At 54.6% G+C, this 11830-nt stretch carries 11 protein-coding genes; 7 read left to right on the top strand and 4 right to left on the bottom strand.

Going from position 1 to position 11830, the window contains the following annotated elements:
• Window positions 1–12: 12 nt before the first annotated feature.
• On the top strand, window positions 13–672 hold the full coding sequence (gene rluA / locus SK58_RS20400; protein WP_048220372.1) for a bifunctional tRNA pseudouridine(32) synthase/23S rRNA pseudouridine(746) synthase RluA: 660 nt from the start codon (window positions 13–15) through the stop codon (window positions 670–672).
• 31 nt (window positions 673–703) lie between these two features.
• Here the strand turns inward: rluA and djlA are convergent, their stop codons facing one another.
• On the bottom strand, window positions 704–1519 hold the full coding sequence (djlA, locus tag SK58_RS20405) for a co-chaperone DjlA (protein ID WP_015572652.1): 816 nt from the start codon (window positions 1517–1519) through the stop codon (window positions 704–706).
• 239 nt (window positions 1520–1758) lie between these two features.
• Between djlA and lptD the strand changes: the two genes are divergently transcribed.
• Genes lptD through apaH form a run of 6 tightly spaced genes read left to right on the top strand, consistent with a single transcriptional unit; the run spans window position 1759 to window position 8488 of the window.
• A complete protein-coding gene (lptD, locus tag SK58_RS20410; RefSeq protein ID WP_017383802.1) occupies window positions 1759–4110 on the top strand; it encodes an LPS assembly protein LptD in 2352 nt (783 codons plus the stop codon).
• Window positions 4111–4163: 53 nt separating this feature from the next.
• Window positions 4164–5450: a peptidylprolyl isomerase SurA gene (surA, locus tag SK58_RS20415; RefSeq protein ID WP_017383803.1), complete on the top strand. Its 1287-nt coding sequence runs from the start codon at window positions 4164–4166 to the stop codon at window positions 5448–5450.
• On the top strand, window positions 5450–6436 hold the full coding sequence (pdxA, locus tag SK58_RS20420; protein ID WP_048220373.1) for a 4-hydroxythreonine-4-phosphate dehydrogenase PdxA: 987 nt from the start codon (window positions 5450–5452) through the stop codon (window positions 6434–6436). Before surA ends, pdxA begins: the two co-directional genes overlap by 1 nt.
• A complete protein-coding gene (gene rsmA / locus SK58_RS20425) occupies window positions 6433–7254 on the top strand; it encodes a 16S rRNA (adenine(1518)-N(6)/adenine(1519)-N(6))-dimethyltransferase RsmA (protein WP_003856423.1) in 822 nt (273 codons plus the stop codon). Before pdxA ends, rsmA begins: the two co-directional genes overlap by 4 nt.
• Before the next feature lie 3 nt (window positions 7255–7257).
• Window positions 7258–7635 carry a Co2+/Mg2+ efflux protein ApaG gene (apaG, locus tag SK58_RS20430; protein ID WP_048220374.1) on the top strand — a complete coding sequence of 126 codons (378 nt, stop codon included), beginning with the start codon at window positions 7258–7260 and terminating at the stop codon, window positions 7633–7635.
• A 4-nt stretch (window positions 7636–7639) separates the two neighbouring features.
• Window positions 7640–8488 (top strand): bis(5'-nucleosyl)-tetraphosphatase (symmetrical) ApaH, encoded by an 849-nt coding sequence (apaH, locus tag SK58_RS20435; protein ID WP_015572649.1) that lies wholly within the window; start codon window positions 7640–7642, stop codon window positions 8486–8488.
• A gap of 39 nt (window positions 8489–8527) precedes the next feature.
• On the opposite strand, the gene folA is transcribed toward apaH, so the two are convergent.
• From folA to kefF, 3 genes are all read right to left on the bottom strand, one after another.
• The gene (gene folA, locus SK58_RS20440) at window positions 8528–9007 is read right to left on the bottom strand and encodes a type 3 dihydrofolate reductase (RefSeq protein WP_003856431.1); all 480 of its coding nucleotides are present in this window, start codon (window positions 9005–9007) and stop codon (window positions 8528–8530) included.
• A gap of 114 nt (window positions 9008–9121) precedes the next feature.
• The gene (gene kefC, locus SK58_RS20445; protein ID WP_015572648.1) at window positions 9122–10987 is read right to left on the bottom strand and encodes a glutathione-regulated potassium-efflux system protein KefC; all 1866 of its coding nucleotides are present in this window, start codon (window positions 10985–10987) and stop codon (window positions 9122–9124) included.
• Window positions 10980–11510 (bottom strand): glutathione-regulated potassium-efflux system oxidoreductase KefF, encoded by a 531-nt coding sequence (kefF, locus tag SK58_RS20450; protein WP_017383806.1) that lies wholly within the window; start codon window positions 11508–11510, stop codon window positions 10980–10982. Before kefF ends, kefC begins: the two co-directional genes overlap by 8 nt.
• Between the last annotated feature and the right edge of the window lie 320 nt (window positions 11511–11830).

An 11830-nucleotide genomic window follows, 5' to 3' on the forward strand; every position in this document is an offset into this window, starting at 1 on the left:
GCGGAGCGCAAGATGGTAATGGAGCCCTACAATCCCCCGATGGATCCGTGGCTGGTCATTCTGTATCAGGACGAGCATATTATGGTGGTTAACAAGCCGAGCGGCTTGTTATCCGTGCCGGGGCGTCTGGAAGAGCATAAAGACAGCGTGATGACGCGTATCCAGCGTGATTATCCCCAGGCCGAGTCTGTCCATCGTCTGGATATGGCGACCAGCGGCGTGATTGTGGTGGCTCTGAATAAAGCGGCAGAACGCGAGCTGAAGCGTCAGTTCCGCGAGCGCGAGCCGAAGAAACAGTATGTCGCGCGCGTCTGGGGCCATCCGGCACAGGCGGAAGGGCTGGTGGATTTACCGCTGATTTGCGACTGGCCGAACCGGCCAAAGCAGAAGGTGTGTTACGAAACCGGCAAGGCCGCGCAAACCGAGTATGAAGTGCTGGAGTACGCGCCGGATAACATCGCGCGCGTCCTGCTGAAGCCGATTACCGGGCGCTCCCACCAGCTGCGTGTGCATATGCTTGCGATGGGTCACCCCATTCTGGGGGACAGATTCTATGCGCCGCCGGAAGCGCTGGCGTTAGCGCCGCGCCTGCAACTGCATGCGCAGACGCTCACCATCACCCACCCTGCTTTCGGCAACGCCATGACGTTCAAAGCCCCGGTGGACTTCTGAAAAAATGGCCCGACACTGTCGGGCCATTTTTTTATTTAAAACCTTTCTGCTCTTTAATTAGCTCGTAGGCTTTCTGGATTTCCTGCGCTTTCTGTTTCGCCATCTCCATCATCTCTGGCGGCAGGCCTTTCGCCACCAGCTTATCCGGATGGTGCTCGCTCATCAGCTTACGATAGGCGCGTTTGATGGTCGTAACATCGTCAGACGGCTTCACGCCGAGGACGTTACAGGCATCTTCAAGCGTAGGGCCACGCTGCGCCTGCTGCCAGCCGCCGCCGGACGATTGCTGCTGATAACCGCCGCCAAAGTGCGCGCCGCCCTGCATCATGCGCAGGAACTGATCGAACTGCATGCGGGAAATGCCCAACTCTTCAGCAATCACATACAGGACGTCCCGTTCATTCGGATGCAGAGAGCCATCCGCGAAGGCGGCCTGGATTTGAATTTCCAGAAACATCCGAATTAAATCAAAACGCCCGAAACAGATGCTACGGAACTGCCGCATTTTTTCACGCAGCGGGTAGTGATCTGATTTACCAATCCGAAACGCATTCTGCGCCGCGATGCGGGATTCGCCGTGCAGATTCATGCGATCCATAAAGACGCTGGCCACCTGAATATCGGCTTCCGTTACGCGTCCTTTTGATTTGGTTAAGTGCCCCATCACCTCGAAGGTGGTGGAGAAAAAGAGTGACTGGCGCTCGCGCTGGTTGGCAAACCAGGCCATTTTGCGGCTGCGTGCTTTATCAAACATATGGCCGATAATGAGGCCAAGAACAACACCCCAGAATCCGGCACCCATAATAATTGCGAACGCAACGCCGATTATTTTACCCCAATACTGCATATACTCCCCGAATGCTCATGTTCCTGGCCGACGCAACGCCATCATTACAGTGGTCGCGCCACGGTCAATTGAGGGACATCGCCTATAATTTGCATTATCATACTCGTCATTCGATAGCGAGCCTAACACTCTGGCGCGCAAACGGGCAGGATTAACGCTGGTACTGCGCTGATGAGTAAGATAGTCTCTGAGCGTTTGTAAGCCGTAGCCACTGATGACGGAACAATAAAATACAACGTATGAAAAAACGTATCCCCACCCTTCTGGCCACAATGATTGGCACCGCCCTGTATAGCCAACAGGGGCTCGCAGCCGATCTCGCCTCGCAGTGTATGCTTGGCGTCCCAAGTTACAATCGCCCACTGGTGAAAGGCGATACGAATGACTTACCCGTCACCATTAATGCCGACAGCGCAAAAGGTAATTATCCTGACAATGCGACCTTTACGGGCAATGTCGATATTAACCAGGGAAACAGTCGCCTGCTTGCTGACGAAGTGCAATTGCACCAGAAGCAACCGGAAGGTGCTCAGGCGCCTGTCCGTACGGTGGATGCGCTGGGTAATGTGCACTATGACGACAATCAGGTCATCCTGAAAGGTCCGAAAGCCTGGTCGAATCTGAATACCAAAGACACCAACGTCTGGGAAGGTGATTACCAGATGGTCGGTCGTCAGGGGCGCGGTACCGCGGACCTGATGAAGCAGCGCGGCGAAAACCGCTACACCATTCTCGAAAACGGCACGTTTACCTCCTGTTTGCCAGGGTCAAATACCTGGAGCGTTGTGGGCAGTGAAGTGATCCACGACCGTGAAGAACAGGTTGCAGAGATCTGGAACGCCCGTTTTAAACTCGGCCCGGTGCCCATTTTCTATAGCCCTTACCTGCAACTGCCTGTGGGTGACAAACGTCGTTCAGGTTTCCTGATCCCGAACGCCAAGTACAGCACGTCGAACTACTTTGAGTTCTACCTGCCGTACTACTGGAACATTGCGCCCAACATGGACGCCACGATCACGCCGCACTATATCCATAAGCGCGGTAACATCATGTGGGAGAACGAATTCCGCTATCTGACCAAGGCGGGCGCGGGTCTGATGGAATTTGATTATCTGCCATCAGATAAGGTGTTCCAGGACGAGCATCCGAGCGAAGGTGATAAGCACCGCTGGATGTACTACTGGAAGCACGCCGGGGTATTGGATCAGGTGTGGCGTTTCAACATCGACTACACCAAAGTCAGCGATCCGTATTACTTCAACGACTTTGATTCTAAATACGGCTCCAGTACCGACGGTTACGCCACGCAGAAATTCAGCGTGGGCTACGCCATTGAGAACTTTGACGCGACGGTGTCGACCAAACAGTTCCAGGTATTTGATACACAATCGCGTAGTACCTATGGTGCCGAGCCGCAGCTGGACGTGAACTGGTACCAGAACGATGTGGGTCCTTTCGACACGCGCGTTTATGCTCAGGCGGTCCATTTCGTCAACACCAACTCGGATATGCCGGAATCAACGCGTCTGCATATCGAGCCGACGATCAATCTGCCGTGGTCAAACGACTGGGCGAGCCTGAATACCGAAGCTAAGCTGATGGCCACCCACTACCAGCAGAAAAATCTGGACTGGTATAACAAACGCTATGGCACCGATCTTGAAGAGTCGGTAAACCGTACGCTTCCGCAATTCAAAATGGACGGGAAGCTGATCTTCGAACGTGATATGGGCCTTCTCGCCGATGGATACACCCAGACGCTTGAGCCGCGTATGCAGTATCTGTACGTGCCTTATCGCGATCAGAGCAAAATTCAAAACTACGACTCTTCCTTCCTGCAATCAGACTACAGCGGCCTGTTCCGTGACCGTACCTACGGCGGGCTTGACCGTATTGCGTCTGCTAACCAGTTAACGACTGGCGTCACAACGCGCGTATATGATGATGCTGCCGTTGAACGTTTTAACGTTTCTGTTGGTCAAATCTACTATTTCACCGAGTCTCGTACCGGTGATGACGACATTAACTGGGAGAAAGACAACAAAACGGGCTCACTGGTATGGGCGGGCGACACCTACTGGCGCATGACGGATCGTTGGGGTCTGCGCGGTGGTGTTCAGTACGATACACGACTGGACAATATCGCGACGGGCAGCGCAGCCATCGAATACCGTCGTGATGAAGACCGCATGTTGCAGTTGACGTACCGTTACGCCAGCCCGGAGTATATCCAGGCGACGCTGCCAAACTATGCGAATACAGACCAATACAAAGACGGTATTTCACAGGTGGGTACCGCCGCGAGCTGGCCGATCGCCGATCGTTGGTCAGTCGTCGGGGCCTACTACTATGACACGAATGCCCAAAAACCTGCTGACCAGATGCTGGGTCTGCAATACAACTCCTGCTGTTACGCAATACGTGTCGGTTACGAACGCAAACTTAACGGCTGGGATACGCAAAACAGTCAGGGCAAATATGATAACGTGATCGGCTTTAATATCGAGTTGCGCGGCCTGAGTTCTAACTACGGTCTGGGCACGCAGCAGATGCTGCGCTCGAACATTCTGCCGTATCGTAGTTCATTGTAATGTGCTTGATTTACAACGTAATCCGCTTTGCGGTTAATTGAAATGGAAAAAGTATGAAGAACTGGAAAACGCTGCTACTCGGTGTCGCTATGGTTGCGAATACCAGCTTCGCGGCCCCACAGGTTGTCGATAAAGTCGCGGCTGTGGTTAACAACGGCGTCGTGCTTGAAAGTGACGTTGACGGTTTGATGAAATCTGTAAAGCTCAACTCGGGCGAAGCAGGTCAACAGCTTCCGGATGACGCTACGCTGCGCCACCAGATCCTGGAGCGTCTGATCATGGATCAGATTGTTCTTCAGATGGGCCAGAAAATGGGCGTGACGATCTCTGACGAGCAGCTCGATCAGGCGATCGCCAACATTGCAAAGCAGAACAACATTACCCCGGATCAGATGCGTAGCCGCCTGGCCTATGACGGCATCAGCTATGCCACCTACCGTAATCAGATCCGTAAAGAGATGCTGATTTCAGAAGTGCGTAACAATGAAGTCCGTCGCCGCGTCACCATCCTGCCTCAGGAAGTGGATGCCCTGGCAAAACAGGTAGGGAATCAGAATGATGCCAGCACTGAGCTTAACCTGAGCCACATCCTGATCCCACTGCCGGAAAACCCAACCTCCGATCAGGCGGCTGAGGCGGAAAGCCAGGCGCGCGCTATCGTTGAGCAGGCGCGTAATGGCGATGACTTCGGCAAGCTGGCGATCACCTATTCCGCTGACCAGCAGGCGCTGAAAGGCGGCCAGATGGGCTGGGGCCGTATTCAGGAGCTGCCATCCCTGTTTGCCCAGGCGCTGAGCACGGCGAAGAAAGGCGACATCGTCGGTCCAATCCGTTCCGGTGTGGGCTTCCACATTCTGAAAGTGAATGACCTGCGCGGCCAGAGCCAGAACATTTCGGTTACCGAAGTACATGCGCGTCATATCCTGCTTAAGCCGTCTCCGATCATGACTGACGATCAGGCTCGTGCGAAGCTGGAACAGATCGCCGCAGACATCAAGAGCGGTAAAACCACCTTCGATAAAGCGGCAAAAGAGTTCTCTCAGGATCCTGGCTCTGCAAACCAGGGCGGTGACCTGGGTTGGGCGGCAGCGGATATTTACGATCCGGCTTTCCGCGATGCGTTAATGAAGCTGAATAAAGGCCAGATGAGCGCGCCGGTGCACTCCTCCTTCGGCTGGCATCTGATCCAGCTGATGGACACGCGCAACGTGGATAAAACCGACGCGGCGCAGAAAGACCGTGCGTATCGCATGCTGTTTAACCGTAAGTTCTCTGAAGAAGCCGCAACCTGGATGCAGGAACAACGCGCCAGCGCTTACGTGAAAGTGTTGAGCAACTGATGAAACCGCATCGTGTTGTGATCACCCCCGGCGAACCCGCCGGGATTGGGCCTGACCTTGTGGTTCAGCTCGCCCAGCGCAGCTGGCCGGTAGAGTTGGTTGTCTGCGCAGATGCAACACTGTTACAAGACCGGGCAGCCTTGCTCGGTCTGCCTTTAACGCTCCTCCCTTACGTTGAAGGCCAACAGCCCGCACCGCAGCAGGCGGGTACTCTCACCCTGCTTTCTGTTCCGCTCCGTGCGCCTGTTGTCCCCGGTGAGTTACACACTGAAAACGGCCACTACGTCGTCGAGACGCTGGCGCGCGCCTGTGACGGTTGCCTTCAGGGCGAATTTGCCGCCCTGATCACCGGTCCGGTGCATAAAGGCGTGATCAATGACGCGGGCATTCCGTTTACCGGGCATACCGAATTTTTCGAAGAGCGTGCGCACAGCCCGAAAGTGGTGATGATGCTGGCAACCGAAGCAATGCGCGTTGCGCTGGTAACAACGCACCTGCCGATCAAAGCCATTCCGGATGCCATTACGCCTGAACTCCTGCGTGAGATCATCGGCATTTTGCATCACGATCTGCAAACCAAATTCGGCATTCCGCAGCCGCATGTGCTGGTTTGCGGCCTGAATCCGCACGCGGGTGAGGGCGGACATATGGGCACCGAAGAGATCGACATCATCATTCCGGTGCTTGAGGAGATGCGGGCGAAGGGGATGAACCTCAGCGGGCCTCTGCCTGCCGACACCCTTTTCCAGCCCAAATACCTGGATAATGCCGACGCCGTACTCGCGATGTACCACGATCAGGGTCTGCCCGTGCTAAAATACCAGGGCTTTGGCCGCGGGGTGAATATCACCCTCGGTTTACCCTTTATTCGAACGTCCGTTGACCACGGTACTGCGCTGGATCTGGCAGGCCAGGGAAAAGCGGATGTCGGCAGTTTTATTACGGCGCTTAATCTCGCCATCAAAATGATTGTTAATACTCAATGACTAATCGAGTCCATCAGGGCCACTTAGCCCGTAAACGCTTCGGGCAAAACTTCCTCAACGATCAGTTTGTGATCGACAGTATCGTTTCTGCCATTAATCCGCAGAAAGGTCAGGCCATGGTCGAAATCGGCCCGGGTCTTGCCGCGCTGACCGAGCCGGTAGGCGAACGCCTCGACGAACTGACCGTTATCGAACTCGACCGCGATCTGGCCGCGCGTCTGCAAACGCACCCGTTCCTCGGGCCGAAGCTGACGATTTATCAGCAGGATGCGATGACCATGAACTTTGGCGAACTGTCAGAAAAAATGGGACAGCCGCTGCGCGTGTTCGGTAACCTGCCGTACAACATCTCCACCCCGCTGATGTTCCATCTGTTTAGCTATACTGATGCCATTGCCGACATGCACTTCATGTTGCAAAAAGAGGTCGTTAACCGTCTGGTTGCAGGGCCGAACAGTAAAGCGTATGGTCGTTTAAGCGTGATGGCGCAATATTACTGCAACGTGATCCCGGTATTAGAAGTACCGCCTTCCGCATTCACGCCACCGCCAAAGGTAGATTCTGCGGTTGTGCGCCTGGTGCCACATAAAACGATGCCGTACCCGGTCAAAGACCTGCGCGTGCTGAGCCGTATCACGACAGAAGCCTTTAACCAGCGCCGTAAAACGATTCGTAACAGCCTTGGCAATCTGTTTACCGTTGACGTATTAGCTGAGTTGGGCATCGACCCGGCAATGCGTGCGGAAAATATTTCCGTAGAGCAGTACTGCAAGCTGGCTAATTACATCAGCGACAATGCGCCGCCGAAGGAGAGCTAAGCCATGATTGATTCGCCCCGCGTCTGTGTTCAGGTTCAAAGCGTCTACATTGAGTCCCACTCCACACCGGATGAAGAACGTTTTGTCTTTGCTTATACCGTAACCATTCGCAATCTGGGGCGGATGCCTGTGCAACTGCTCGGGCGCTACTGGCTTATCACCAACGGCAATGGCCGTGAAATTGAAGTCCAGGGCGAAGGCGTGGTCGGTGAACAACCCCATATCGCCCCTGGCGAAGAGTATCAGTACACCAGCGGCGCGGTAATTGAAACGCCGCTGGGTACCATGCAAGGCCATTATGAAATGGTCGATGCCGACGGCAATGCTTTCCGCATTGCTATTCCCGTATTCCGTCTCGCCGTACCTACACTTATTCATTAATCTAATGTCTACATATCTGATTGGCGACGTTCACGGTTGCTACGATGAACTGATCGCATTATTAAAACAGGTCGACTTCACCCCCGGGCAGGACACGCTCTGGCTGACGGGCGACTTAGTGGCGCGCGGTCCCGGTTCCCTGGACGTCCTCCGCTATGTCAAATCGCTGGGTGACAGCGTGCGCATGGTGCTGGGCAACCACGATCTGCATCTGCTGGCCGTATACGCCGGGATCAGCCGTAATAAGCCGAAAGATCGCATTACCCCCCTGCTGGAAGCACCGGATGCCGATGAGTTGCTCAACTGGCTGCGTCGCCAGCCACTGCTACAGATTGACGAAGAGAAAAAACTGGTGATGGCGCATGCCGGCATCACGCCTCAGTGGGATCTTGAGACGGCAAAAACCTGCGCGCGCGACGCCGAAGCGGTGCTGGCGAGCGACTCCTACCCGTTCTTCCTTGATGCGATGTACGGCGACATGCCAAATAACTGGAGTGATGACCTCAGCGGCCTGGCACGACTGCGTTTTATCACCAATGCTTTTACGCGGATGCGCTACTGCTTCCCGAACGGGCAACTGGATATGTATTGCAAAGATACGCCTGAAAATGCCCCTGCGCCGCTTAAGCCATGGTTTGCGATTCCGGGCCCCGTGACAAACGAATACAGTGTGGTATTTGGACACTGGGCATCGCTGGAAGGAAAAGGCACCCCGGAAAATATCTATGCGCTGGATACCGGATGCTGCTGGGGCGGGGATTTAACCTGCTTACGCTGGGAAGATAAAACTTACTTTGTGCAGCCATCCAACCGACAGCTGGACTTAGGCGAGGGTGAGGCAGTCGCCTCCTGAAGATGTTTATCCTCTCCCTTCGGGGAGAGGATAAAACCGTTAACGACGTTCCAGAATTTCGAAGCAGTAGCTGTGTGAGTTCTGCGCATCCGCATCGTGAAACTCACTGAATACGGACTCCCACTCGTCCGGATCGTAATCCGGGAAATGGGTATCCCCTTCCACTTCCGCATCAATGTGCGTCAGATACAGTTTCTGCGCTTTAGGCAGGAACTGCTCATACACACGCCCCCCGCCGATCACCATGATCTCTTCGGCATCGCCGCAGGCGGCAATGGCTTCATCAACGGACTTAACCCACTGAACGCGATCGTCAGTGCCCGGCTGGCTACTGATCACAATATTCTTACGACCCGGCAGTGGACGACCAATCGACTCCCAGGTCAGGCGGCCCATCACTACCGGCTTGTTTAACGTAGTACGTTTAAACCATGCGAGATCGGCAGGCAGGTTCCACGGCATGGCGTTTTCCATGCCGATAACGCGGTCTACCGCCAGCGCTGCAATCAGACTGATCATTGAAAATTTCCCGGATGCAAAAAATTGCCGCCACTATACGGAAAGCTTAATCTTTCGTCGACTGGCGGCAGGGTAAAGAATTAGAAATTTTTTAATATTGCTGGCAACTCCACTTCACGCAGAGGGTTTACTCTCCGGTTCATCCGCAGGATCACCAGTATGCTTGCCCTCTTCCGTTCCTTGCCAGCCGTGGCGCTGAACCAGCGACAGATGATTACGATCCTCGTTGATGATCTCCGTCAGCATGGTGCTGGTGCGTTTAAACACCGCAGCGCGTTCGGTTGCCGTACTGCTCGCCATCGCCACCATCTCTTCCACCATCTCATGATTAAAACGGCGGAACAGATCGGCACGCTCACGTGCCTCATACGCGCCAAGCCCCAGGCTTTCCAGCGCCATGCGGCCAGATTTGAGCGCCCCTTCGAAGGTTTCACGTTCAGGGGCTGCCACACCCGCCTGACGCAGCTGGATGTAGTGATCCACATCGCGCGCACGGGAGATAATGGTCAGATGCGGAAAATGCTCTTTAACCAGCTCAACCATCTGCATACTGGTCTCTGGATCGTCAATGGCATTAATCAACACCTCGGCTTTCGCCGCCCCGGCGGATTCCAGCAGATCAACTCGCGTCGCATCACCGTAAAACACTTTCATATCGAATTTACGCAGCGTATCGACATGGTCAGGATCGTGATCGAGGATAACCATTTTGACTCCGCTGGAGAGCAGTAAACGGCCAGTAATCTGCCCGAAGCGGCCAAATCCGGCGATGATCACCCGCGGCTGCTCCTCGTCGATCTCATCGGCTTCTCGCTCCTGTTCGCTTCCCGTTTTTTCCAGACGCGTCAGCAGCACCAGCAGGATCGGCGTTGCGGCCATCGACAGCGCAACCGCCAGCGTCAGCGCTTTTGCCCATTCCGGATCAAGTACATTTGCCATCTGCGCTGCGCCAAAGACAACGAAAGCAAACTCACTCCCCTGCCCCAGCAGCACGGCAAACCAGCGGCGTTGCGGTTTTGGCACATTTAACGGGCGGGCAATCAGCCACAGCATCGCCATTTTAATGACCAGGAAACCCACCAGCAGAATGATGATGCGCAGCGGATGGGTTACCAGCGTCCCGAAGTCGATAGACATCCCGACGCCGATGAAAAACAGCCCCAGCAGCAATCCTTTAAACGGCTCGATATCGCTTTCCAGCGCGTGACGGTATTCGGAGCTTGCCAGTAAGACCCCCGCGAGGAAGGCGCCCATTGCCATCGACAGCCCGGCCTCTTCCAGCAGCAATCCAAAACCAAACACCAGGAATAACGCAACGGCGCTGAATACTTCGCGCAGGCCAGAGCGAGCAACAAAGCGCAGCAGCGGACGCGTTACGTAGCGACCAAGCAGAACAACCAGCGCCAGCGCACCGGCAACCTTCAGCGCTGATAAGGCAAATGCCCCCAGCGTCGTTGATGCGCCGCTGGTTGCCAGCAGCGGGATCATCGCCACCAGCGGGATGGCGGCAATATCCTGGAACAACAGTACGGAGAAGGTGCTGCGCCCCATTTGCGACACCGTCAGATTACGCTCGTTCATTGCCTGCATGGCAATCGCCGTCGAGGAGAGCGCCAGCGTCATGCCGATCAGCTCTGCGACTTTCCACTCCATCCCCAGCAGAATGCAGAACCCGCCCAACAGCAGACCGCAGGCCAGCATTTGCAGGGCGCCTCCGCCAAACACCGAGGCGCGCAGTTTCCACAGCCGCTGCGGATCCAGCTCCAGACCAATCACAAACAGCATCAGCACCACGCCGATCTCCGCAAAATGCAGGATCGACTCGGCATCCGTCACCAGCCGAAAGCCCCAGGGGCCAATCACACACCCGGCAATCAGATAGCCGAGCACCGAGCCCAGCCCCAGACGAACCGCCACGGGCACAATTAATGCCGCCGCGCCGAGGTAAATCAGCGCCTGTATCAGCGTATGGCTATCCATTGTGCGTCTCCTGCCACTCAAGTAAACGTTGTTTGTAGTGACGAGCCTGCGCCTGCAAGGTTTCATCGTCGCAGACAAAGGTACAGTGCATCGCAAAAGGCGGAAGCCAGTTCAGACCGCAGTAAAGGGCAGTAGCCTGGAGCGGCTGCGCCAGCACGTCAAATCCGGGGAAGGCGCCAATCTCAAAGTGGCTTTCCCCCCCGCCGGTGGTAACAGCCCACATCAGGCTTTTGCCCTGAAGCGCGTTGCCGTTGTGTCCATATGCCCAACCGTGGGAGAAAACTTTGTCGATCCACAATTTCAGCAGCGGAGGCGTGCTGTACCACTGCATCGGATGCTGCCAGACGATCAGATCGGCACGGGAGAGCGCCTCCTGTTCGGCAGCGACATCGATATTGAAATCAGGGTAGAGTTGATAGAGGGAACGTATCTCTACGTTTTCAAGCGTCCTTGCCTGCTCAAGCATCCGCTTATTCGCATGCGAGTGCTGCGGATAGGGGTGCGCATAAATTATCAGAATCATGTATATGCCCGTCTTTTACTTTTCTTGTAGCAATGAGTGTAGACAGTTACCACCCCGACTTAAAGGAGTCATCTTACGCTTCAAAGTAAATCGCAAGTATTGGCAATCATCACCAGCTTAACAGCGATTACGGCGCTAAAGAAAGAAAACGACGCGTACGACAAATTCATGCCGCAAAATAATAGTAACAACTCATATTGCCAACAGATATTTTTAGAGGACCTTAAGTCATTCTTTAATAAAACAGTCTGTACATAACCCATTGAAAAAATAATAATTTTACGCTCTTTGTTTTGAGCTCATTATTTAGGCGATCGATA

The organism is Enterobacter sp. BIDMC93, from assembly GCF_001037805.1.
Classification (GTDB): Bacteria; Pseudomonadota; Gammaproteobacteria; order Enterobacterales; family Enterobacteriaceae; genus Enterobacter; species Enterobacter hormaechei_C.

Excerpts from the sequence above, each read along its gene's own strand:
- surA (WP_017383803.1), top strand. The coding sequence starts at position 4,164 with ATGAAGAACTGGAAAACGCTGCTACTCGGTGTCGCTATGGTTGCGAAT.
- rsmA (WP_003856423.1), top strand. The coding sequence starts at position 6,433 with ATGACTAATCGAGTCCATCAGGGCCACTTAGCCCGTAAACGCTTCGGG.
- folA (WP_003856431.1), bottom strand. The coding sequence starts at position 9,007 with ATGATCAGTCTGATTGCAGCGCTGGCGGTAGACCGCGTTATCGGCATG.
- apaG (WP_048220374.1), top strand. The coding sequence starts at position 7,258 with ATGATTGATTCGCCCCGCGTCTGTGTTCAGGTTCAAAGCGTCTACATT.
- kefF (WP_017383806.1), bottom strand. The coding sequence starts at position 11,510 with ATGATTCTGATAATTTATGCGCACCCCTATCCGCAGCACTCGCATGCG.
- apaH (WP_015572649.1), top strand. The coding sequence starts at position 7,640 with ATGTCTACATATCTGATTGGCGACGTTCACGGTTGCTACGATGAACTG.
- kefC (WP_015572648.1), bottom strand. The coding sequence starts at position 10,987 with ATGGATAGCCATACGCTGATACAGGCGCTGATTTACCTCGGCGCGGCG.
- pdxA (WP_048220373.1), top strand. The coding sequence starts at position 5,450 with ATGAAACCGCATCGTGTTGTGATCACCCCCGGCGAACCCGCCGGGATT.
- lptD (WP_017383802.1), top strand. The coding sequence starts at position 1,759 with ATGAAAAAACGTATCCCCACCCTTCTGGCCACAATGATTGGCACCGCC.
- rluA (WP_048220372.1), top strand. The coding sequence starts at position 13 with ATGGTAATGGAGCCCTACAATCCCCCGATGGATCCGTGGCTGGTCATT.
- djlA (WP_015572652.1), bottom strand. The coding sequence starts at position 1,519 with ATGCAGTATTGGGGTAAAATAATCGGCGTTGCGTTCGCAATTATTATG.